At 49.4% G+C, this 23,111-nt stretch carries 19 protein-coding genes; 3 read left to right on the top strand and 16 right to left on the bottom strand.

Annotation, left to right across the window (positions count from 1 at the left end; all coding sequences use genetic code 11):
• Positions 1-115: 115 nt before the first annotated feature.
• The 5 genes from ABID13_RS20015 to ABID13_RS20035 all read right to left on the bottom strand — a co-directional run bounded on the left by ABID13_RS20015 (position 116) and on the right by ABID13_RS20035 (position 6,045).
• Positions 116-2,107: a DUF4118 domain-containing protein gene (locus tag ABID13_RS20015; RefSeq protein ID WP_048930008.1), complete on the bottom strand. Its 1,992-nt coding sequence runs from the start codon at positions 2,105-2,107 to the stop codon at positions 116-118.
• 418 nt (positions 2,108-2,525) lie between these two features.
• On the bottom strand, positions 2,526-3,287 hold the full coding sequence (locus ABID13_RS20020) for a sulfite exporter TauE/SafE family protein (RefSeq protein ID WP_007865917.1): 762 nt from the start codon (positions 3,285-3,287) through the stop codon (positions 2,526-2,528).
• Positions 3,288-3,357: 70 nt separating this feature from the next.
• Entirely contained in the window at positions 3,358-4,668 is a 1,311-nt protein-coding gene (locus ABID13_RS20025; protein WP_007865915.1) for an amidohydrolase family protein, read from the bottom strand.
• 70 nt (positions 4,669-4,738) lie between these two features.
• The gene (locus ABID13_RS20030; protein ID WP_007865912.1) at positions 4,739-5,185 is read right to left on the bottom strand and encodes a hypothetical protein; all 447 of its coding nucleotides are present in this window, start codon (positions 5,183-5,185) and stop codon (positions 4,739-4,741) included.
• The gene (locus tag ABID13_RS20035) at positions 5,182-6,045 is read right to left on the bottom strand and encodes a DUF3100 domain-containing protein (protein ID WP_048930009.1); all 864 of its coding nucleotides are present in this window, start codon (positions 6,043-6,045) and stop codon (positions 5,182-5,184) included. The genes ABID13_RS20030 and ABID13_RS20035 overlap by 4 nt, the downstream gene beginning before the upstream one ends.
• Positions 6,046-6,304: 259 nt before the next feature.
• On the opposite strand from ABID13_RS20035, the gene ABID13_RS20040 reads away from it, so the two are divergent.
• From ABID13_RS20040 to ABID13_RS20050, 3 genes are all read left to right on the top strand, one after another.
• Complete coding sequence (locus tag ABID13_RS20040; RefSeq protein WP_007865905.1) at positions 6,305-7,012, top strand: Crp/Fnr family transcriptional regulator; 708 nt, start codon at positions 6,305-6,307, stop codon at positions 7,010-7,012.
• 93 nt (positions 7,013-7,105) lie between these two features.
• Positions 7,106-9,073, top strand: coding sequence for a DNA topoisomerase (ATP-hydrolyzing) subunit B (gene gyrB / locus ABID13_RS20045; protein ID WP_048930010.1), 1,968 nt, complete (start codon positions 7,106-7,108; stop codon positions 9,071-9,073).
• A gap of 83 nt (positions 9,074-9,156) precedes the next feature.
• The gene (locus tag ABID13_RS20050; protein ID WP_040416899.1) at positions 9,157-10,101 is read left to right on the top strand and encodes a LysR family transcriptional regulator; all 945 of its coding nucleotides are present in this window, start codon (positions 9,157-9,159) and stop codon (positions 10,099-10,101) included.
• Positions 10,102-10,120: 19 nt separating this feature from the next.
• Here ABID13_RS20050 and ABID13_RS20055 read toward each other — a convergent pair whose 3' ends face one another.
• The 11 genes from ABID13_RS20055 to ABID13_RS20105 all read right to left on the bottom strand — a co-directional run bounded on the left by ABID13_RS20055 (position 10,121) and on the right by ABID13_RS20105 (position 22,932).
• Positions 10,121-11,593 carry a family 43 glycosylhydrolase gene (locus ABID13_RS20055; protein WP_007865899.1) on the bottom strand — a complete coding sequence of 491 codons (1,473 nt, stop codon included), beginning with the start codon at positions 11,591-11,593 and terminating at the stop codon, positions 10,121-10,123.
• A 15-nt stretch (positions 11,594-11,608) separates the two neighbouring features.
• Positions 11,609-13,087 carry a xylulokinase gene (gene xylB / locus ABID13_RS20060; protein ID WP_007865896.1) on the bottom strand — a complete coding sequence of 493 codons (1,479 nt, stop codon included), beginning with the start codon at positions 13,085-13,087 and terminating at the stop codon, positions 11,609-11,611.
• Positions 13,088-13,108: 21 nt separating this feature from the next.
• Complete coding sequence (locus ABID13_RS20065) at positions 13,109-14,098, bottom strand: ABC transporter permease (RefSeq protein ID WP_007865894.1); 990 nt, start codon at positions 14,096-14,098, stop codon at positions 13,109-13,111.
• 9 nt (positions 14,099-14,107) lie between these two features.
• Positions 14,108-15,604 (bottom strand): sugar ABC transporter ATP-binding protein, encoded by a 1,497-nt coding sequence (locus tag ABID13_RS20070; protein WP_045093589.1) that lies wholly within the window; start codon positions 15,602-15,604, stop codon positions 14,108-14,110.
• A 34-nt stretch (positions 15,605-15,638) separates the two neighbouring features.
• Positions 15,639-16,715 carry a substrate-binding domain-containing protein gene (locus ABID13_RS20075; protein ID WP_045093590.1) on the bottom strand — a complete coding sequence of 359 codons (1,077 nt, stop codon included), beginning with the start codon at positions 16,713-16,715 and terminating at the stop codon, positions 15,639-15,641.
• A 244-nt stretch (positions 16,716-16,959) separates the two neighbouring features.
• Positions 16,960-18,159, bottom strand: a complete 1,200-nt coding sequence (locus tag ABID13_RS20080) for an ROK family protein (protein WP_007865887.1) — start codon at positions 18,157-18,159, stop codon at positions 16,960-16,962.
• A gap of 288 nt (positions 18,160-18,447) precedes the next feature.
• Entirely contained in the window at positions 18,448-19,449 is a 1,002-nt protein-coding gene (yiaK, locus tag ABID13_RS20085; RefSeq protein WP_040416971.1) for a 3-dehydro-L-gulonate 2-dehydrogenase, read from the bottom strand.
• 139 nt (positions 19,450-19,588) lie between these two features.
• On the bottom strand, positions 19,589-20,062 hold the full coding sequence (locus tag ABID13_RS20090; protein ID WP_007865884.1) for a NanQ anomerase/TabA/YiaL family protein: 474 nt from the start codon (positions 20,060-20,062) through the stop codon (positions 19,589-19,591).
• A gap of 361 nt (positions 20,063-20,423) precedes the next feature.
• Positions 20,424-21,413 carry a LacI family DNA-binding transcriptional regulator gene (locus tag ABID13_RS20095; protein WP_007865882.1) on the bottom strand — a complete coding sequence of 330 codons (990 nt, stop codon included), beginning with the start codon at positions 21,411-21,413 and terminating at the stop codon, positions 20,424-20,426.
• A 118-nt stretch (positions 21,414-21,531) separates the two neighbouring features.
• Complete coding sequence (locus ABID13_RS20100; RefSeq protein WP_007865880.1) at positions 21,532-22,359, bottom strand: DNA-formamidopyrimidine glycosylase family protein; 828 nt, start codon at positions 22,357-22,359, stop codon at positions 21,532-21,534.
• Between the two features lie 57 nt (positions 22,360-22,416).
• Entirely contained in the window at positions 22,417-22,932 is a 516-nt protein-coding gene (locus ABID13_RS20105) for a GNAT family N-acetyltransferase (RefSeq protein ID WP_007865876.1), read from the bottom strand.
• Between the last annotated feature and the right edge of the window lie 179 nt (positions 22,933-23,111).

A 23,111-nucleotide genomic window follows, 5' to 3' on the forward strand; every position in this document is an offset into this window, starting at 1 on the left:
TTGTTCTAACTTAAGGATACTGCATATGGCCGTAAAGATTCCATGCATCACTTGGAACATCACATAAATTAAGTGCAAATACGATTCCCGGCCGACAGGGGCGCGCACCCTTTGTCTACCGAGGGCATCCTTCCTTCATATCTCCCAGCCTGTAGGATGTCTCCTCGGCAATGATATTAAGCACATTTTTGTCATTGGGCTGAATGGTATCCCCTCCCTTCATTTCCACTCCAATCACCGCATACACCCTATCGTCCTTGTACACAGGCGTATAGCGGGCCTGGGCTCCGGGAAGGGTATCCGTTGTTGCTCCCGCCTTATGCCGGTTCTTATAGACCCAGAAGGCAACCGCTGCCTCACTCTGCTGTTTAAACAGGGATGTGAGCCTTGCCGAATCCTCATTCTCCGAAGCAGGATATATCTTCATCCTGTCCGTCCTGCCCTCCCTGGTATCATAGATCACTATGTTGCGCTTTAACAGATTACGCACCAAGGTTCCGCATATATCCAATATTTCCTCCCCGGTGGAGCCTTTACGGAGGTTACGGTTAATATCAAAGAGAATCTGCATATACCTGGACTCCGCCTCCCCCTTTGCAGCTTCCCGCTTCAGCCTGGACGCCATGGAACTGGTCACCAGGGCACAGACCAGCATGGCCGCAAAGGTAAATGGATAGATGGACGCATCCGCCTGTAGGGTGTAACGTGGCTCGGTAAAAAAGAAATTAAACAGCAGCACCGATGCCACCGATGCCAGAAGACCGCACCATCCCGCCCTGGTAAGGTAAGCGGACAGTATGGTGCCCATCATATAGATCATAGCCGCATTGATGATTCCCAGCTGGTAATGATCCAAAATAAGGGACATGGCGGTACAAAACGCCATGACCAATGCGGTTTTTAAAAGATCTGACCCTACTCTGCGTTTTTGCTCTGTTCCCCCATTTCGTTTGCGTTCCCTTGCCGAGGCATCAGGAATCACATAAATATCCATGTTGGGGACCGCCTTGATCAGACGGTCGATCAGCGTGGGCTTTGCAAATATACTGTGGCGCGTCCTCACAGTCCTCCCTATGACGATCTTGGAAATGCCGTTCTGCCTGGCATAGGAGGCCACCTGTTCCACAATATCATCCCCGTACAGCGTGATCACATTGGCCCTGAACTGCTTTGCCAGGTTTATATTGGCCTCCATGCTCCGGCTTATCCTGACATGTTCCTTTTTTAGGTGTTCTGTCTCCACCAGGACCGCGGTAAAGTCTGCATGAAAGGCACTGGCCATCCGGGCAGCTGTCCTGATCACCTTTGCATTGGTGGGCGAGGGCGACAGGCAGACCAGCACGTGCTCCCCTGTAAAATAATCCTTTCCGGCCGCGTCCCGCTCCCTGATCACCTCCCGGTTTACCCGGTCCGCCGTGCGCCTTAAGGCAATCTCACGAAGGGCGGACAGGTTTTGTGCTGTAAAGAAACTGATGCTTGCCCGGTCAGCCTGCTCCCTGTGGTATATCTTTCCCTCCTCCAGGCGCTGGCGCAGTTCCTCGGGTCCAATATCCACAAGCTCCACCTGGGCCGCATTGTCAAAGACCCGGTCCGGTATGCGCTCATTGACCCGGACATGGGTAATGGAGGCCACAATATCGTGCAGGCTCTCCAGATGCTGGACATTGACCGTGGTATACACATTGATCCCCGCGTCCAGAAGTTCCGTCACGTCCTGATACCGCTTTTTATGCCGGCATCCCTGGGCGTTGGTATGGGCCAGCTCATCCACCAGTACCAGGTCAGGATGCCGGATCAAAACCCCGTCCAGGTCGAATTCCCGCAGGGTTATGCCTTTATATTCCACATATTTTGGAGTCAGCAGCTCCAGCCCATCCAAAAGGGCCAGGGTATCCGGCCTGTCATGTGGTTCAATGTAGCCCACCACCACATCCCTTCCTCCTGCCTTTTCCTGGCGCGCAGCTTCCAGCATGGCAAATGTTTTCCCCACGCCGGCCGCATACCCGAAAAATATCTTCAGTTTTCCCCTGCCTTTGTTATTGCTGTCCGGGAAATTCTGCCTGAGCAGAAGCTCCGGGTCAGGCCTGCCGTCCCATTCCTTTTCCATTTGGGTCCCTCCTTACATCGATCTGCCTCCCGGCGGGCATCCGGTCCGCATCCAGGCCATTCTAAGTCCTTTACATATACAATATCACCTTTTTTCAGTTCTGTGGATTTAACCTGGATCATTTTATCTTTTTGACCTGGTAAAGGTATCTTTAGGGCCATGGTATCCCGGCGCCGCATCCCCGACACTCTTACTAAGTTTTTTGTTCTGTTTCTATAAAATATCAGACATACATATTAAAAAGCCATAAGTCATTTTCCGTTTCATATAAAAATCCTATAAATACCAGGCGCGTCACAGCGCACCTGCGGAGGCTGCCCTGCCGGGGACGGCGCAAACACAAAAAACAGGAGCGATCTGCTCCTGTCTGGTTGTAGGCAAATTCTTATCTGGGATATGGCCATATCCGTGATGAAATTCACAATAACTGGGAAGATAGTTTCCATATGGCAATCAATATGGAAAATACTGCGATTCCTTTTTTTAAAACAACCTGATTGATCCTGACCGCATTCCTGCTGCCGTAGACCACCCCCACTGCGTGGAACACCAGGGCTGCCGCCATCACAGGCAAAAGGGATTTTATATTGCACTGCATCATATAACCGATACAGGCAGGTATACCGATAAACACGGAATTAAACAGGGACACGCCCACAGCCGTCCTTATGCCGATTCCCAGGACCACCAGAAGGGGCATGACCAAAACCGGACCGCCCGCCCCGGACAGGGCGCAGATGGCGCCTGTAACAAAGCCTAACACCAATGTGGCTGCCAGGTGTTCTGAGATCACATAGCCCGTTTTCCCGTCTTTTGCCTTTTTATCCTTTCTCAGGAGAATGGAGATGCCGGATAAGAGCACCACCATATACAGAAGGATCTTAACCACGGATTCCGGAATGACCAGATTCAGCTTCACTCCCAGGATGGCTCCCACAAGGCTTCCCAGACTCAGGCGGATTCCAAAGGGGATATCCAGATTTCCTGCCCTGTTATAGTTTACCGAGCCCAGGGCTCCCGACACAATAAAGGCCGCAAAGCTTAATGCCAGCCCCTCTGTCACTCCCATGGCCAGCGGCCCTGTGTACACAATGGGCAGTAAAAAACCCGCCACTCCCGTCAATCCTACAAATGCGCCTACCACCAGGTTCGCTGCCACAACAATCAGCCAAAATCCCATGACCCAGTTAACCTCCTTGCTCTCTCCTCTGCCGGCGCCAAAGGTCACCGGCTGTTATTTCCATAATGTTTTATACGTCCAAAGACTCCATATATTTTCTTGATTCGTAGAGGATCCGCTCTTCATCCAGGGATAAGACCTCCCTGTCCTTCATAAGGATCCTTCCGTTTACGATCATATCCCACACATCCCCTGCGTTGACACATTCCAACAGGGTATGGATCACATTGCCGGTGGGGATGAGATGGGGCTGATCCAAATTAATGCCTATGATATCTGCTTTATAACCCGGTTCCAGCCGTCCAAGACTGCCCTCCTCATCCAGCGCCGCCGCGCCGCCCTCCAGCACGATCCTGAGTATGGTTTCAGCCGGCATCACTTTTGGATTTCCGTTTGGCACTCCGTGATAAATGTTCATGACAGAGCGGAATATCTTCATTTCATTCCACAGGCTCAGCCCTCCGTGGGCCGCGCCGTCCGTACCCAGCCCCACCGGGATGCCCATTTCCAACAGCTGGGGCGTATCCGGCACCGCCTTGCCGCAGTTGCTGAAGGGGCAGTGGCATGTCTTTACCCCCCTCTCCATCACCAGGGTCTTTTCCTGCTCGGAAAGGATCAGGCTGTGGGCGCCCAGGAAATTAGGCCCCAGCACCTGCATTTTTTCCAGGTATTCATAAGGGCGCATACCCTCCCGGTTCATAATGCCGTTTATTTCCCCCATATACTCATTCATATGAGCCTGAAGCATGGTCCCCCGCTCCCTTGCATGGGCTGCCTCCAGTTCCACCAGACGGTTGGAACAGGAATTCAAGGCCCTGAGGGAATAGTATACCTTCAGGTTATCCCTGCCGTGGAACCTGTCGTACAGGGAATCGGTGCGGCGCACCGCCTCGTCCGCGTCCATGGCAATGGAATCCGGCAGCCCTTCCTCATCCATGGTGGAGTAGGACAGCGCCCCTCTCAGCCCGCTCCGGCCGTAGACATCTGCTGCGTCCTCCATATAGTAGCTGCCTGCATCGATGAATCCGGCCGTTCCGCATTTGATCATCTCAAGGGCTGCCGCCTGGGCGCTAAGACGCATTTTCCCGGGCGTCAGAGTGCTCTCAAAGGGAAGCATGATCCTGGTCCAGATAATGGGCTTTGCATCCAGCACCTGTCCCTTTAACAGCTGCTGTCCGGTGTGCATATGGCTGTCAATAAGCCCGGGCATAAACAGTTTTCCCTTTCCGCACAAAGTCTCGGCCGCCTGGTACATTTTCCCCAGATCCGGCCCCACTTCCAGAATCCTGCCATCTGAAACTGCAATATCCGCATGTCTGCTTATAACATCAGATTTTATCAACACAGTGCTGTCTTTTATCAACAAATCACATGTCTGCATTCTATTCTCTCCTCATATCATTTCTATGGCATCCTATTACATTTTCCGGTGACATGATGTTCGTACAACATCAGATCACGCCTGCCAGGGTCAGCAGCATCTGGTCCCAGAGACAGGACCCCAGAAATGTTCCCGTCATAACAAAGATTCCCACGATCAGGATCTTCCAGCCCTGGCTGATAAATGTCTTTAACTGGTCGCTGATGGCCAGACCGGCAAAGGCGCCCACCATGGTAAAGGGAGCTGTAAAATTAATGTTGGCCGCTGCCTGGATCACAAATTCCCTCACCGGTGAAATAGGTGAAGCGCTTAAAAGTCCGATGATGGAGCAGTAGGCCACAATGGGAAGCTTCAGGGGAAGGACCTTGGTAAGGACCACCGCCACCATGGAAATCACAATAAGCACCACCAGACCCGGGATGGAATCACCAAATCCCACACCGTAACCGATCAAATTGGCAAGACCTGTTCCGCACGCTGCTATGACAAACAATACAAGCCATTCTATGTATCTCATACCGTCTCCTCCTTTATTTCCTTGCTCTTAAGTGCAAACCTCCCCAGTTTTGGCTCCAGTATCCGGTAAAGCTTATCCGTCATGGGGATGGCAATCAGCATTGTGATATACATACCCGTAATTCCCGCAATGGTCTCCCCCACACTGGCCATGGCTGAGATAGTCTCGGCCCAGGAAGGATAGATGGCGCACAGGCTTGCACTGGAGCTTGCCATCATAATGCCGGCCCCCACACCGGATGCCAGCCCCAGAGCCTGGGGATGGAACCAACCTGTCATGCCGATTACGGAAGCCATAAGTCCAAAGTAAATGGTTCCCACCATTCCGCCAACAATGTAGATAGACAGGCTGCCTCTGGCCTCGGCCGAATCAGGACCATAAATATTGTTGACCAGCGCCATGTGATACTCCCTGTTAATGGAATGACATGCTCCGATGGCCTCCCGCTTCATTCCCAGGAGAATGGCAATGGGCAGTGCCAGCAGCGGGCCTAACAGGTTGCCGAACCCGTGGAGCAAAAGCACCGGGCCTGACTGAAGGATGGTATCGATATTTGCCCCTGCCGTGATCCCCAGCTTTGCGATAAAGGGGCAGATACCCACAACCACCAGTTTGGAGGCTGCCTTCACCTGCTTGCTGTTTACGATCTTAAGCACCTGAGGACCGCTTAACACCCCCAGTATAATGGCATAAAAAATCGGAAACAGGATAAACATCCCTTTTCCCACCGGGATCTTCACCTGACCAATATTATCCGCGATCAGGATAAATACAAATGCCAGGGCGAAAATCTTCCATTCCACTGCAAACCGTTCCTTCAGGGAACCATACACATATGTTTCTTTTTTCTTGCCGCTCATAAGAGCCCCTCCTTTCCAGCCGGCTTTTTTCACCCCGCCGGCTGTTACAATCACCTTGTATTGAGTATTTTAGCCAAAACGCCTTTCTAAAAAAAGGACAAATGAGCACTTTTAACGAAAATTTGCATTGATTTTAAAATTTCCCTGATGTTATACTAATAGGTGTCCCTGTCCGCTGTGACCGGGAACGCTGTATGGAAGCGGAGTGACTAAATAGTGTGCTCTCGGGAGTGCACAATAAGGAATTGAGGGAATACCAATGACACTGACCCAATTGGAGGAACAGGTTCCTGCCTTGAAGGAATACACGAAAAATATGCCTGAGGATATACGAAACCGGTGTACGGTGAGGACCCATCCGGCAGGTTCCATCATACATCAAAAGGATATGGAATTGGGATATTTTGGAATTGTCGTCCTGGGCGAGAACCGCGTGATCAATGAATTTGAAAATGGAAATGTATACATGATAGAGGGCAACAAGGCCATTGACTTTATCGGCGAGGTAACCATACTTGCCCGGATGGAACGGACCTCGGTGACAATCGAGGCGGTAACCGACAATGTGGTCGCCTATATCAGCCGCAGGGATGCGGAGCGCTGGCTGGCAGAAGACATGAACATCCTGCGCCTCACTGCCAGGCACACGGCATTTAAGCTCTACCGCTCCTCCTATAATAACGGGGCCAAGCTCTTTTATCCGCCCTCCTACCTTCTTCTGGATTATATGGTCCGCTATGGAAGGCAGAACGGCATGGACAGCGCCCATCCCCCAAAGGCCATCACCGTGGGACGCACCCGCCAGATGCTCCAGGAGGAGATCGGCGTCAATGTAAAGACCCTGAACCGGACCATCCGGCAGTTAAAGGAGGAGGGGTTCTTTGATCTCTGCAAAGGAAAACTCACCTTTTCAAAAGAACAGTACCGGGCAGCCATGGATTGGCTGGAGGCAGCCAAAGACAAGTGATGATTCCTGCTATTTAATCGCGGGAATTCAGCGGATGTTTGAGCCTGCATTTTGATATAATGGCAATATTCTACGTTTCAGGAGTGTTGCCAAATGAACTTAAATCCGGATATAACAGAAGACAATACAGATTACGGGGCCGCCCAGATACAAATCCTGGAAGGACTGGAAGCAGTGCGCAAGCGTCCCAGCATGTACATCGGCAGTACCACGTCCCAGGGCCTTCACCACATGGTATATGAGATCGTGGACAATGCAGTGGACGAAGCCCTTGCCGGGCACTGCACCAGGATCGAGGTGTCCCTGAATGAGGACGGCTCCGTAACCGTCCGGGACAACGGACGGGGCATCCCCGCCGGTGTCCAGAAAAAGACCGGCCTTTCAGCCATACAGGTGGTGTTCACCGTCCTCCACGCAGGAGGCAAATTCGATAACAGCAGCTATAAAGTATCTGGAGGCCTCCACGGTGTTGGGGCCTCTGTTGTCAATGCCCTCTCGCGCCGTCTGGAAGTGCAGGTGGACCAGGACGGATATTCCTATGTGCAAAGCTATGCCCGTGGCGTTCCCCTGGACCAGGTCCATATCCTGTGTCCCTGCGCCGGCCAAGAACACGGAACCACCGTTACCTTCTGGCCTGACGGGGAAATATTTCCGGACTGCAGCTTTGACTTTCGGACATTGATGCTCCACCTGCAGGAAACCGCCTTTCTTACCAGCGGACTTGAAATTATTCTCTATGACAGGACCTGTGCCGATGACGCCGGCTCCAACGTCTGTTGTTTCTGCTATCAGAACGGCCTTCGGGACTTTATCAGTTTTATGAATGACGGCCAGCCCACGCTGTATTCCGATATTCTGTACGGTCAGTGGGGAACAGAGGACATACAGGCTGAATTTGCCTTGATCTATAATACATCCTATGAAGAAAAGCTCTTAAGCTTTGCCAACAATATATCCACGCCGGAAGGCGGCACCCATGTAAGCGGTTTTAGACAGGCCCTTACCCGTGCGATCAATGAATATGCCAGGAAACAGGGATTGTTAAAGGAATGTGATTCCTCCCTCTCCAGGGATGAACTGTCTGAGGGCATGGTGGCCATTGTCAGTGTCCGTTTAAAGGATCCGCAGTTTGAGGGACAGACTAAGCAAAAGCTGGGCAGCAGCTCCGCCAGGCCGGTGGTGGACCGCCTGGTATACGAAAAGGTCACCCTGTTCCTGGAACAGAACCCCCAGGCAGCCAAGGCCATCCTGAACAAAGCAGTCCTGGCAAAAAAAGCCAGGGCAGCTGCCAGAAGCGCCAGGGATCTGGCCCGCCGCAAAACAGCCCTGGCCGGTCTCGCCCTTCCCGGCAAGCTGGCCGACTGCTCAGGCCGTGATCCCAGGGAGTGCGAACTTTTTATTGTGGAAGGGGACTCCGCAGGCGGCTCCGCCAAAATGGCCCGCTGCCGTGAGAACCAGGCGGTGCTCCCCCTTCGCGGCAAGATCCTGAACGTGGAAAAGACTTCCCTGGACAAGGTCTGCGCCAATGCGGAAATCAAGGCCATGATATCCGCATTCGGGACAGGGATCATGGACAGCTTTTCCCTGGAAGGGCTGCGTTACCACAAGATCATACTGATGACCGATGCGGATGTGGACGGAGCCCACATCACCACCCTGCTGCTCACCTTCCTGTTCCGCTATATGCCAAAACTGATCGAGGCCGGGCACGTCTATCTTGCCCAGCCCCCGCTGTACCGGGTAGAAAAAGGGAAGAAACTCTGGTATGCTTACAGTGACATCGAGCTTGCCCGGATACTGGATGACATAGGCAGGGACGGCACCAATAAGATCCAGCGCTATAAAGGACTGGGGGAAATGGACGCCAATCAGCTATGGGAAACCACCATGGATCCCATGCACCGCACCCTGCTGCGTGTAAGCCCTGAGGAAGGCGCCGGTGCATCGGACCCTGTCAGCGAGACCAGCCGTATGTTCAGTATCCTTATGGGTGATGATGTGGAACCCAGAAAAAACTATATCCTGGAACACGCACAATATACCACCATGCTGGATGTATAAGTGTAAAGGTGTAAAAAGCCGGCAGCATTGCGGGCAAACAGCCAAAAAGCACTGCGGCCGGCGATCAGAAAGGGGAATTTATCTTGAACCGTGAAGACTTGCAGCTATTCATGACCATACTGGAGGAAAATAATCTCATAAAGGCAGCCGAACTCCTGTACATGTCCCCTTCCACGGCAGGGTCAAGACTGAGGGCCATGGAGGAAGAACTGGGATTTGAGCTTTTTGAGCGCAGGCGGGGCGTTAAGACAGCGCTTCCAACGCCCAAAGGCCAGGAATTCTCCAGGCTTTCAGCCCAGATGCTGGCCCTGTGGAACGAAGCGGACCAGATCCGCCACCACTGTGAATCACCCTTCCTCACCATTGCCACCGTGGACAGCTTTCTGGATCACAATCTGACCCCCCTTTACAGGGAGCTGGTATCAGCCCACGGATTTTCCCTGGACATCAAATGCTATCCCGCCGACATGATCTACTCCCTGGTGAGCAGCAAACAGGCTGACATCGGCTTTGCCCTTTACCATACCAGCTGTCCCCATGTGGACGTGGTTCCCATTATGGAAGATGACATGGTGCTGGTCGTGCCAAAAGGACAGCCCGCATTTCGCGAAAGCAGTGAAAACCATGCCCCGGTCCACCCGTCCTCCCTTGCGCCGGATAAGGAACTGCTTACAGGATCCCGGTTCAACAGCAATATGGGATGGGGACCGGAATTCAGGCTGTGGCATGACCGTTACATCAATCCCCAGGCCCGCCCTCTTGTGACTGCCTCCAGCATTTCCATTCTCACCGGATTTCTGGAAGCAGGGGATTACTGGACCATCATGCCCTCCACCACCGCCAACGGCCTTAAGGAGCAGTATCCCATTTCCATACTGCCCCTGTCTCCCCCTCCGCCGGGACGCACCCTGTATATGCTGACCCACGAATCCCCCTCCCGCATATCCTCCGGCAATACGGAGCTTTTTACCCGGTACCTCAGGGAATACCTGAAAATGCATAATTCTGAGGGGTGTTTGATGGAGTAGAATGTGATAAAATCAATATTTATTTTGTAAAAGCCAGATTGTGGTATTCCACGCTGCAGTCCTGTGCAAAAACCCCAATCTTATACGGCATTTCCGTATAACTCCTGTACGAGAATGCAATGGTGTCCCCCACAAATATTTCGATCAGATCATTGCACATAACCACTTTTACATTAATATAATCTCCAGGTTTAAATGGAAACGGCTTTTCACAAACCCTGGGACCATCCACCTCCGGCGGTATAATGGGCTTTCCGGAAAGTGTAGACCAGAAGGGATCCAAAGGTGCAGGCAGTTTATTCAGGGATACCTGCTGATTTGCAATATTAAATGCCAGCAGATAACCATTGTCCAGATCCTCATCCGTCTTTATGGACAGGCCAAAATAATCAGCCGGGTCCGTTGCCTTGATAACGCACTCCATCATAAATTCAGGTTCATCAATATCAAAGTAACCATAGGATAAGGTGCCTGCGGAATTTACCTCCAGGGACGTATTACCATACTCCTTGATATTACCAAGCTTTGGCATGAATTTATAAGGAATTTTAGTGCCCTTAAAAGCCCTGCACACTTCCTTTGGCATAACCACCCTTAAGTTTCCGTCTTCCATGGGGATCACTTCATGAGGAATACCGAAGTCTCCGCCGGTCTGCCACAGGTCCTGGTCTGTTCCGTTTTCTCTTTCATGGATCCAGGCAAAGTAAAACCGTCTCCCATTGTCATCCACAAGAGACTTGGCTGCATAAAAGCGGCGTCCGTCAATCCCGTCAAATTTAGGCGTTCTCCATGGCCCATAAGGGGATTTGGAAACCCGGTACAGGGTCTGAGCCCTTTCAGAAAACCTGGAGTAAACCAGATACCAGTAATTACCCATTTTGTACATCTCAGGACACTCCGGGCAGTTGGTGTGATATGGCTCATATATAGGTCCTCGGTGTTCAAAATGTACCAGATCTTTTGTTGTATACAGTACAACCACCCCTCGCCTGTTAGACGGGCCGCTATTTTTTCTGGCCGCGATCAGCATCCAATAGCATCCGTCATCTTCATTATAAAAAATATACGGATCCCTCCAGTCAATACTTTCATAATATCGGGTATCCGGCACAATGTACGGACTCTTCTCATCCTTGACCCATGTTATGGAATCATCACTGGTTGCATGGCAGATGGTCTGCGGAAACTGGGCGTTGATATGATAACCCGTATAGAAAATATGATATTTATGATCCGCATATAGAACAGAACCGGTCCAGCATCCGTCCGCATCAATGGCCGGCTCCTCTCCCGGCAGTAAAACCGGGGGCAGTTCTTCCCAATTCACCAGATCCTTTGAAATCACATGCTGCCAGGTATTTCTGGTACGTTCCGGATATCTCACCGTATTGGCAGGCACGGATAAAAAGAACAGGTGGTATGTGCCATCATGATAAAAGGGAATAGAGTCCCCACAGGATAATCCGCTGCTCAATCTTCTGAAAACCTTCATAATTTCCTCCTCATCCTACATCATAATTTTTGTGCTATTGTATAACTCATGATAACGTTTAAAACTCTCCCTGTATATCCGGCAGTTTTCCGGATCAGGCTCATATATTGTATTGCTGAACGTGACAAAACGCCTGCTGGCTGATTCTATATCCTTTAACACACCTGTACCTATACCCGCGAGCATACAGGCTCCCAGACACGCCTGCTCCTTGACGTTACAAACCTTAATCTGTTTTTCAAAGATATCAGCCTGCATTTGCAGCAGAAGATTGCTCACAGAACCTCCTCCCGAAGCTATTACCAAATTGCTTCGTATGCCCATGTCTTCCAGTAAATCAAGCGAATCCTTTAAGCTATATATAATTCCTTCCATTACCGCCCTGATCATATGCCGCTTATCATGCTCCAGCTTAAATCCATATATGACACCTTTTGCATGGGCATTCATGATCGGAGTCCTTTCTCCGGACAGATAAGGAAGATATATGATTCCATCACTTCCCGGAGCTATCTGGGATGCCAGTTCATTACACTGTTCAAAATCATCGATTTCCAATATCTGGTTTGTCAGCCACTTTAATGATAAACCGCAGCTAAGGGTTGCGCCAAACACAGTATATGCATGGTTTAATGCATGACAGAACGTGTGAGTCCGAAGCTGCCTATCATATATGTCTTTATCTGCATAAGTGGAAATCTGTCCTCCGGTCCCTATATTAGAAACAATGCAGCCTTCACCAATTACTCCGTTTCCAATGCTTTGGGCCATCTGATCCCCACAGCCGAATACAACGGGAATCCCCTCCTGCAGTCCACAAAGTACGGCGCTTTCTGAAGTCACCATCCCTGCGATCTCCGTTGATTCGTGACAGTCTGCAAATATATGTTCCGGAATTCCAAACCGTCTGATAACCGCCCAGGCCCATTCCCTCTGCCCTACGTCAAACATAGCCGTAGCAGACGCATCACTCACATCAGTGCCAATATAACCGGTCAGCTTATACCTGATATAATCCTTTGGCTGCATGATCTTAGAAATCTGGCCATACAGATCAGGCTCATGCTTTTTTATCCACAGAAGGGAAGGAAATGCAAAACCAGGATAAATACGGTTATGAAGTATCTGCTTTTTTTCATCCTCCGTCATGCCCTGATTTATTTCTTCCACCTCTTCACAGGAGCGCTGATCCAGCCAGATGATTGCCGGGCGCAGGATATTTCCCTGTTTGTCAACAGTTACAAGTCCATGCATCTGACCGGACAATCCTATTCCCCTGATCTGGCCAAACGCCTCCTGATACTTTTTCTTCAGACGGCTACACAGTTCTATGGTCGCATTCCACCAATGGTCAGGGTTTTGTTCTGCACAATTGGCTGCAGGAATTTCCACATCATATTTTTGGGATTCAATTCCTATTACTCCCCTTTCCGTATCCAAAAGCATGGCCTTAATACTGGATGTTCCCAGGTCAATACCTAATAATGTCTGCATGTGATTCCTTTCTGCAACGCATCAGCCCTTGCTCTTTTCTTTCTTTATGTAATCAATATAGACTGCCAGGAGAACCACAAGGCCTTTTACAACATATTGCCAGGATGAATCAATGCCTAATAAGTTCATGCCATTGTTCAGCACGCCTATGACCAGACACCCGATGATAGTACCGCTGATCCGCCCAACTCCTCCTGTCATGCTGGTTCCTCCCAGTACAACAGCTGAGATAGCATCCATTTCAGCGCCGTCACCTACGCTGAACTGCCCTGAAAAGGTCCTGGCCGCGCTCAAGACCCCGGCGCATGACGCGAACAGTCCTGACAGGGTAAATATCCAAAAGGTAATTCTCTTGGCATTGATACCGCTGTATTCAGCCGCCTGCCGGTTATCCCCTACCGCATATATGTTTCTTCCGAATTTAGTCCGGTTCAGAATGATTGCCGTTATCACCACTACTATGATCATAAATACGATCTGTATTGGTATACTGCCAAATATTTTTCCGCTGCCGATCCAGATAAACAGATCATCATCCACCAGTATAGTGGTGGCCTTGGTATAGATACGTGCAAATCCACGTCCTATGTTCATCATTGCCAAGGTCACAATAAACGGAGGAATCTTTGTGTTGGATATGATCACTCCATTAACAGCCCCCACTGCCGTGCCGATGGCAATAGCCAGAATAATGGCTGCTGCGGATGGTATCCCGTTATTTGTTATAAACCCGGCACTCAGACAGCCTGATATTGCTATGATCGACCCCACAGAAAGGTCAATTCCCCCTATCAGAATTACCATGGTCATACCGCATGCCAAAAATACATTGACTGAAATCTGCCTCATCACATTAAAGATGTTCCTGGTTGTGGCAAAAGAATCCGTAATCACAGTCAGGGCAATACACATGATGGCAAAACCAATTAATATACCCAAATTCCCCTTTACCATTTGTATCATTTCATTGGAAGAATCTCTTCTTATACTTTTTACCTCTGCGCTTTTCATGACTGCCTCCTAAACTGTTCCTACTTCTGTTGTGGCCAGCATCATTATCCGTTCCTGGCTGAACTCTTCTCTGGAAATAACACCGGTACTGTATCCTCTGCACAATGTAACAATGCGATCACTCATATTAATCAATTCCGGCAATTCAGAGGATACCATAATGATCGACAGTCCGTTTTTTGCCAGATCATTGATCAGCGAATAGATCTCCGCCTTTGTCTTAACATCGACTCCTCTTGTAGGTTCATCCAGAATCAAGATCCGCTTTGCGGAAAGAAGCCACTTTCCAATCAAAACCTTCTGCTGGTTGCCACCGCTGAGATTACCTACAACCTGATTACGCCCTGTGACCTTTATCTGGATATCTCGGATCATCCCATCAACAATCCCGATTTCCTTTTTTCCATTATATTTTAGCCGGTGGAAAAGCTGGTCCAAAATTGTGATGGTGGTATTAAACTGAACATCCTGTTTAAGGAACAGGCCTGCCCCCTTCCTGTCCTCAGGAACAAAACCGATCCCAGCCTCCATGGCCTTTCCGGCTGTATTAAAATCCACCTGTTTCCCGTCCATCCAGATGGTTCCGCCTGTTTTTTTCCTCAAGCCGAAAATACATTCCATGGTTTCACTTCTGCCAGCACCAACAAGGCCGGCCAATCCCAGGATTTCCCCCTGGCAAAGGTCAAAGCTTACATCCTTTACAACCTTCCCATCGGAAAGGTGTAGAGCCTTAAAGACCACCTGATCGGAAGCCTTATTATTCTTTATGTAATAACTGGAAAGTTCACGGCCCACCATCATAGCCACCAGCTGGGAACGTTCCGTTTCCTTTGTAACTACAGTGCCCACATTCGTACCGTCACGCAGTACCGCCACCTGATCCGTTATCTCATAAAGCTCATCCAGCCGATGGGATATATATATGATTCCAACCCCTTCCGACCGCAATCTGCGTATCATATCAAACAGGATCTCCACCTCGTGGGAAGACAGGGAAGACGTAGGTTCGTCCATGACAATGATCCTGGCCCCAAAGGAAACCGCCCTGACAATCTCTACCATCTGCTGCTGGGCAATTGTCAAATGCCCAAGTATCTCGCCCGCATCAAACCCCAGATTATACTGGCCCAGTTTTTCCTGGGCAGCCTGGGTCTGGGACTTTAAGGACAGAAAGCCTCCTTTTGCACACAGTTCATTACCCATAAAAATATTTTCTGCAATGGACAGGTCTTTGGCCAGCATCAGTTCCTGATGAATGATACTGATTCCGAATTTTCTAGCTTCATCCACACTATTTATACCGGCCGCCTGACCTTGAATGAATATTTCCCCGGAGTCCTTGGTGTAAATGCCTCCTAATATTTTTATTAAAGTAGATTTGCCGGCACCATTTTCACCTAATAATGCAAGCACCTCACCTTCGTGGAGTTCCAGACTTACATCCTGAAGCACCAGATTGCTGCCAAAGCTTTTATTGATATTTTTCATTTCCAATAAAATGCCCATAACTACTTCCTCTCTGTCTTATCAACCGCGGATTTTACTGCCAGTCAGATCCAGCATACTGATCAATATTAGTCGCATCGATCGCAAATGTGGGAACCAGGGTTTCCTTTTCATAGTTCTCGCCTTCCAGAATCTTATATGCAATTTCAGCGCTTTCCTTTCCAACGGTAAAGGGCGACTGTGCCGCACTCATTTTCCAGATGCCATCGGCTCCGTCCTTTTTGATCGCTGCCTTTGACTCCGGTCCTCCATTGGCACTGTAGATACCCACTTTTTCACCGGACGCCTTAACCGCAGAATAAGCTCCCTGGGCACATTCATCATTGATGCAGTAAATAGCCACTAGATCACTGTTGGCCTGAAGGATATCCTCTGTTGTTGACAATCCTGTTTCCGGCTTTCCTCCGGCATCCAGTCTGGCAGCCACCTCAAATCCCTTTCCTTCAATTGTATCTAACAAACCCTGGATCCGCTGTGCAGCCGCATTATCGTTTGTCCTGTCCAGGATAGCAATCTTTCCGCCTTCCGGATGATCCTTGATCATGGATTCCCCTGCAACCTTTCCGGCCGAGTAATGGTCCGTTGCCACAAAGGCTGTCACCATATCCAGATCTGCCACTGCAAGGTCAAAATTCACAACCGGAATGCCTGCCTCCTGTAAAAGTTTAAGTGCGGGACCTGCCGCCTCTGCGTCAACCGGATTGTAGAAAACACAATCCACATCCTGAGCAATGAAGTCCTCTATAACCCCCAGCTGATAGTTACTGTCTGTCTTTCCCTCAACTCTGATCACTTCTCCGCCCTTTTCATTCACAACCTCCATTACACCATCATAGCATGCATCAAAAAATGAACCGGCCGCCCATTCAGTAAACCCAAATTTATATGTTTTCTTTTCTCCCTCCTCTGTTCCCTCTGCTGTCCTTTCTGTCTGTGATCCAGACTGGTCTGCGCTTGTCTCTTTTTCGCTTGTTCGAGCTGCAGTCGTATCTGCTTTTACTTCTTCCTGCTTTGCTGTGGTTGCCTCCGCCTTTGCCCCATTTCCGCATCCTGTCAATGCCATAGTCACCAGACTCACACCAATTACCATGTTTCTCAAATACTTTGTCATAATCCCTCTCCTTTTCATTCATTGCATGAATTAGTTAATTGATTTAACTCAATATCATAATACTACCATTCACTATATTTGTCAATTGAATTAACTATTAAATCCTTTTTTTGTGTATATTATATAAAGATACCAACTTTTTTTCATGCAAAAAGCCGGTATCCGATCAAAATAAATTAATTACTTTGTCTGCTACCGGCTTTTCTCATCCATAATCTTTCCATACATATTTAATTCTGCAAATTCATTTAACTAAATATAACTCTAAATTTCCCAATACTTCATTGATGCAGATCGCACCGATCCCATGGAGAACAGAATCCTTCACTGCTTTGCTGACCTTGACTTTTAAATTTGAATACACTTCAGGCAAAAGCCGTTCTTTCAGGACATGGTCCACTTCCTCCAGCATAATATCATCATTTATGTGGCTCATTTCATCTCCCAGAATGATCACACTGGGATTAAAACTGTTCACCACATTCACCAGCCCGTACCCCAGATAGCGGCATTCTGTCCGAAATTCATCCATGGCGGCCATATCCCCAACCTCTATCATTTCTCCAATCTGACCCAGATCATACTGTTCGCCTCTCCCCCGTTTTCTTGCAATATTCCTTGCCAGGACAATACTGGAGCAGTATTTCTCCAGACATCCCCTGTTACCGCATTCACATCTGGGTCCATCATAATTAATGGTAGTATGCCCGATTTCCCCTGCAATGCCCAATTCTCCCTTTATGATCTCACCATGATAGACAATGCCGGCACCCACGCCCTGTCCTATAGCGACATAAATAAGTGAACTGTTTTTATCAATGGTTTTATCATACCATATTTGTGCATATGCTCCCGCATTGGCATCGTGCTCCATAAAAACCGGGTATGAAAAATGTTTTTCCAATTCTTCCTTAAACGCCATATTCCCCCATCCTGCAGTCTCTGTAAGAACGGCGATCTTTCCCTCCTGTTTTATAAACGGCCCCGGAATAGCCATACCGATCGCAAGGATCTTATCCGGCTCAACCTGGTCCACCACAGCGTGAATATTATTGATAATATATTCCATGGTCCTGTCCGGGCTCTGCCCGGACTCGATCTGCTGCTGTTTCATATGGATTAGCCTGCCATTGATACTGAATAATCCTATCTTAAAATTACGCCTGGCCAAACGTATGCCTATTACATAATAGCTGTCCTCAGCCAGAGTGATGCCTATGGATCTCCTGCCTTTATCCCCCTGCATAAGGCCAACTTCCCTTACACATCCCCAGCTGATAAAATCATTGACTATATATGTAACTGTAGCCTTCTTAAGACCGGACAATTTTGCCAGGTTAGCGCGGGAACAGACCCCCTGTTCCCTTAGAAGTTTTATGATTAGTGTACGGTTCATAGACTGAATACTGTCCTGGTTTACTCCTTTTAAATCATTACCCGCCATTGTACTCTCTCCCATTGGTTAATTCGTTGAATTAGGTTAATCATAACTTAAATATAGAATTCTGTCAATAAACCGATTGAAAATACCGCACATAGAACGTGAAATTTATATGGCTCCTACTGCTCTCCACTAAAAAATCAGGAGTCCCTATAAGAGGGAAACGTAAAAAGCCCGCCAACAGGCGGGCCTGAAATGCTAACCATGCTATCTTCTCATCTTGTTATCCCAGCGGCAATCCCGCTCCACTTTCAGTCCTTAGTGTACGCTCGGAGACTGCGAGAGCACACCTTACATAGCCAATACCTGATTCCACTTCTCCTCGATCACAGGAATACCATTGGCCAGATTATCCTGGATGGTCAGGGCCTCGGGCTCTCCGGGATAAAGTACGTCCCTGCCCTCCTCCACCGGTTCGGAGGACTTAACATCTGCTACGATCTGATCCACGATCTCATCTGTCAATTCCACTGAGTTGGCCTTTGTAGGGTCAATGGCGATCATGACCTGGGTCAGCCCCACCTCGTCCCCAAAGGTTCCAATGGTCTGCACGGAATTGCCGTTTGTAAGTACAGTGGCGATCAGGTCCAGAGCGATGGAGATTCCGCTTCCCTTCCAATAACCCATGGGAAGCACCCTCCAGGTCTTCTCAATCTCTGCCGGATCAGTGGTCAGTTTTCCCTTTGTATCATATCCGCCTGGAACCGGAAGTTCAATCCCCTTTAATTTGCAGTCTTCGATCTTTCCATAGGAGAACTGGGATACCGCACAGTCAATGACCACATGCTGTCCATTGCTTCTGGGCACTGCAAAGATAATGGGGTTATTTCCGATCTTTCTGTCTTTGCCTCCCCATGCCGGCATGTTCGGGCATGTATTGGACCAGCAGATCCCTATGCAGCCCTGGTCTGCTGCCTGAAAACCATAGCTTCCGCCCCTCATCCAGTGGTTGTTGTTCCCAAGGGCTACCAGGCCGATCCCGTATTCCTTTGCCAGTTCACAGGCCCTGTCCATTGCAAGCTTTGCATTTAACGGGCCAAATCCCCTGTGTCCGTTCCAGCGCTCAAATGCCCCCAGCTTTAATTCGCACTCTGCCACAATGTCCGGATCGATCTCACCCTTTTCCAGATACTCCACCACCCTGGGAAAACGGTTCAATCCATGGGAGTACACGCCGGCCAGGCTGTTCTGGGCAAAAATAGTTGCCGCTGCCCGGGCCCGGTCCTCTTTGAATCCTTTCTTTTTAAGTACACGCTCAAACTCGCTTACCATTGTCTCATAGGGAATTCTCATCATCTTTATATCCTCCTGTTTAATATATTCGCAGTTTTACAATCATTTACAGTTGTTGCAATCGATTGCCAAAACAATCGAAGGAAAAGAGTCTGTGTTTGATCACCACAAACCCTGTCGTCATAAAGCCCGGCTTATCCTACAGCGTGCTCATCCTTATCTTGATAACGATCTTCTTTATATCCTCAGGCCCATCCACCTGGCAAAAGGGGCGGTGTACATCCTCAGGGAAAAATATTCCATAGGAGCCCGGCACCAGGGGAAGCATCACCTCACCCGAACCGGGATTCTCCTTATAATACAAGGTATCCTTTTCCTCCAGACAGTCCTTTAATACCTCATTATCACCCCTGTCCGGATAAAATCCCATATATTCCCTGCCGGAGACCATGTACTGCAGTTCCGCATATTCCCGGTGCACTTCAGGGAGCTTTTCCTCCCGGCTTCCGGTACGGCGCTGATTGATCAATACAATAAAATCATCCCCATCCTGAGGATAACGGCCTTCCTCCATCCCGGATACGTCCGTATCCCTGCAATAGGCAATGGCCCTTTGTATCTGTTTTGAATAGGCGGCCTCGCTTTCCCTGGCATTGATATGTCCTAATATCATGGTTTACCTCTTTCCGGTTTTGTTGAAGATTCATATCGTTTATTTGAAATAAAAATACTTTGCAATCGATTGCTATTTATGTACAAATCATATCACAACTGGTATGTGTTTTCAAGTCTATTTTTATTGTCTTATTTACTGTATTTACTCAACAAATATTGTGCATTTTATCCAGAAAATGCCCGATCTGTTTATTGATCTGTTCCACATTCTGCAATCGATATCGTTTTACATATAAAAGCAGGGATGCAGTCCTGTTAATATAACCCCAGGACACATCCCTTCCATATGATCTTTCTACCAGTTCCTATGCGTTTACGGGCCTTACACGCTTACGGGCCTTATTACATACCCGCAGCCCTTACGTGCTTTCCCTTTCCACAATCCGTGAAAACAGCATGATCCGATCGGGATTCTCCCTGCCCTCCAGACTGTCAAACAATATCCTTGCAGCCTCCAGGCTCATTTCCACCATCCGGTTATTTAATGAGGTAAGCTTGGGATAGCAGATATCACAGTATTTGGAATTATCCACTCCAATCACGGCAACCTGTTCCGGCACCTTTATGTTCCGGTCCACCAGAGCCCGTATGGCGCTTACCGCCGACAGATCCTCCCCGAAAATAACCCCTTCCACATCAGGATGGTCCTCTAGGATCCGCTCCATCATGGCATATCCGTCCTCAAGCGTGGTAGGGCATTCATAAATCCAAAGTTCCTCCCGTTTAAAGCCGCGGCGCTCCATCCCCTGCACAAATCCCTGCTCCTTGGAAAGACTGCTCTTGGTGTGGCTGGGACGCACAAAGGCAAGCTTCTCATGCCCTTTCACGCGCATCAGCTCCACGCAGTTCTCCACGCCTTCCCGCTCATCCACCAGGACCCCCTTTACATTGGGCAGGTTCAGGTATCCGTTGGTCATTATCACCGGAACGGCGGAAAGACCAGCATCCAGGGCCCGTTTCACGGCTTCTGTTTCAAAAGTGGAGCCAACCAGTATGACTCCGTCCACCCGCCTCTGCGCCAGTACCTTAACGGCCTCCACCTTTTTGTCATCCGTGAGGCCGGTATTCAGTATCAGGCTGCAGTAGCCGTGCTTTCCCATCTCCTCCTCAATATAGTAGGCGATATCCACATGATGAGCATACCGGATATCCTCAATCAGTATGCCGATCATACGGCTGGCCTTATTCACCAGCCCTCTTGCCGTCTCATTGGGGCTGTAATCATACTGCTCCAGCAGTGCCAGAATCTGCTTCCTTGTTTCTTCCTTGATGCCCGGTTTGTTATTCACCACCCGGGATACCGTACTGGCGGAAACCCCGGCGATCCTGGCAATATCATAAATAGTCATAGCCCTCTGCCCTTTCCCCTGCCTATACCCTGCAGCTGTATCCTGCAATCGATTTCTAAATAAAAATATTGTAGCACGGGAACGCATTTCCCGCAACCCCCATCATGCTTCCGGGACGCTAGTCAAGGGGCTGGCACACCGGGCAATAATACACTGCACCTCCCAGATAAGATTCCTTTATAATTCTTCCCCCGCAAACAGGGCATCCCTTGTCCCACGTATTCTTGGACATCACTGTCTTATACCCGCCTGCATGTCCCAGCAGATCCTTTTCCGTATCCCTTCCGCCCTTTGCCGTCATATCCGCCATCACATCCTTTATGGCTGAAAACACCCGCGCGGCATCCTCGCCGGACCAGGCGGCAAGCTTTCTTTTAGGATGCATCCTGGCTTTGAACAGAATATCCTGAAGGCACCCATTGCCCAGGCCCGGAATCCTCTGCTCCGTGGCCAGAAATGCCTTGGCGCTGACGGAAGGCTTTACCGATCTCATCATATTTCCAAAATACTCCAGATTGAACCTGATGTCCATGGGAGATATTCCTTCACGGCTCCTGACGTAATATTCGTTGTCATAATCTTTGCCGTGACAAATGATCCCCCCATACATTGCCACAGAAAACACCAGAGCGGACCCATCCAGGAACTCTGCCATCAGCTGATATTTCGGCGGCCTTTTATCCCCCGGTTCCACCAGCCTTACATTTACGCCATCGTTAAATGCCAGGCTCATGTCATCCTCCAGTTCGAGTTCTCCATAAATGCCGAATGCATCTGCCCCCGCCACACGTTTTCCTGCCAGACGCTCATGATAGCGCTCCGGTTCCCCGTTAAACCAGCAAAATTTATGGGGCGAGGAAGGCGGATATACCCGGGCAATTGTCCTCCCAACCACATACTGCTCCAAATCCTTTTTATATGTAAGTGCTTCCGGTAATTCGATCATACTGACTCCTTCTGTATATTTACGGATAACAACGCATCACTTCCGGCCCCATATCACTCAGAGATCCTTTACCATCACATAATTGGTAAGCATCTGCCCTCTCCGCTCCACCTGCTGTTCCTTCACTACCCTGTAACCCCTCTGTTCAAAAAAGGGTCTGGCCGTAATTGACGCATGGGTCGTGACCCTATGGGACGTGGCCGTATCGGACGTGACCTCATGGGGCGAACCATCCCTGTCCCCGGCCATGCCCTTCTCCCTGTACCACTGTTCCATACAGTCGCACAGCGCCCTGCCGATCCCCTTTCCCTGATGATCCCTGTGCACGTACAGCCGGTCCAGATAACCGTCCTTTGCCATGTCCCCAAATCCCACCAGCGTTCCATTGTCCTCCGCTATCACTGTAAAATGCTCCAGGAAAGACCGGTTCCAGACATCCGGATCCACATGTCCGTCTGCCCATGCACAAACCTGCTCCTCTGTGTAATCCCTGCGGTTCACTGTATGTACGGTGTCATAAAAAAGTTCTGACATCCCGCCGCAGTCCTTGGACTGATATTGCCTTAGTTTCATTGCTTCCTCCTGTCTTCATACCGCCTGCACGCAATGCCGTACATGGGCTGCTTTTTTATGCGCGGATTATAGGATCAGTATACCACAAAAACAGCCTGGGGACAGCAAAAGCAGTTCATAAGAAGAACCCGGTAAGAACTTGTTCCTACCGGGCTGTCCCTGTCATACACGATTTCTCA

Origin of the sequence: Enterocloster citroniae (genome assembly GCF_040545455.1) — a bacterium.
In the GTDB taxonomy this organism is placed as follows: domain Bacteria; phylum Bacillota; class Clostridia; order Lachnospirales; family Lachnospiraceae; genus Enterocloster; species Enterocloster citroniae.

Coding starts and splice junctions, on each gene's coding strand:
- ABID13_RS20030 (WP_007865912.1), bottom strand. CDS start 5,185: ATGAGATACATAGAATGGCTTGTATTGTTTGTCATAGCAGCGTGCGGA.
- ABID13_RS20095 (WP_007865882.1), bottom strand. CDS start 21,413: ATGACTATTTATGATATTGCCAGGATCGCCGGGGTTTCCGCCAGTACG.
- ABID13_RS20065 (WP_007865894.1), bottom strand. CDS start 14,098: ATGAAAAGCGCAGAGGTAAAAAGTATAAGAAGAGATTCTTCCAATGAA.
- ABID13_RS20075 (WP_045093590.1), bottom strand. CDS start 16,715: ATGACAAAGTATTTGAGAAACATGGTAATTGGTGTGAGTCTGGTGACT.
- gyrB (WP_048930010.1), top strand. CDS start 7,106: ATGAACTTAAATCCGGATATAACAGAAGACAATACAGATTACGGGGCC.
- ABID13_RS20015 (WP_048930008.1), bottom strand. CDS start 2,107: ATGGAAAAGGAATGGGACGGCAGGCCTGACCCGGAGCTTCTGCTCAGG.
- ABID13_RS20020 (WP_007865917.1), bottom strand. CDS start 3,287: ATGGGATTTTGGCTGATTGTTGTGGCAGCGAACCTGGTGGTAGGCGCA.
- ABID13_RS20035 (WP_048930009.1), bottom strand. CDS start 6,045: ATGAGCGGCAAGAAAAAAGAAACATATGTGTATGGTTCCCTGAAGGAA.
- ABID13_RS20090 (WP_007865884.1), bottom strand. CDS start 20,062: ATGATATTAGGACATATCAATGCCAGGGAAAGCGAGGCCGCCTATTCA.
- xylB (WP_007865896.1), bottom strand. CDS start 13,087: ATGCAGACATTATTAGGTATTGACCTGGGAACATCCAGTATTAAGGCC.
- ABID13_RS20025 (WP_007865915.1), bottom strand. CDS start 4,668: ATGCAGACATGTGATTTGTTGATAAAAGACAGCACTGTGTTGATAAAA.
- ABID13_RS20070 (WP_045093589.1), bottom strand. CDS start 15,604: ATGGGCATTTTATTGGAAATGAAAAATATCAATAAAAGCTTTGGCAGC.
- yiaK (WP_040416971.1), bottom strand. CDS start 19,449: ATGAGAATTCCCTATGAGACAATGGTAAGCGAGTTTGAGCGTGTACTT.
- ABID13_RS20105 (WP_007865876.1), bottom strand. CDS start 22,932: ATGAAACTAAGGCAATATCAGTCCAAGGACTGCGGCGGGATGTCAGAA.
- ABID13_RS20100 (WP_007865880.1), bottom strand. CDS start 22,359: ATGATCGAATTACCGGAAGCACTTACATATAAAAAGGATTTGGAGCAG.
- ABID13_RS20040 (WP_007865905.1), top strand. CDS start 6,305: ATGACACTGACCCAATTGGAGGAACAGGTTCCTGCCTTGAAGGAATAC.
- ABID13_RS20080 (WP_007865887.1), bottom strand. CDS start 18,159: ATGGCGGGTAATGATTTAAAAGGAGTAAACCAGGACAGTATTCAGTCT.
- ABID13_RS20055 (WP_007865899.1), bottom strand. CDS start 11,593: ATGAAGGTTTTCAGAAGATTGAGCAGCGGATTATCCTGTGGGGACTCT.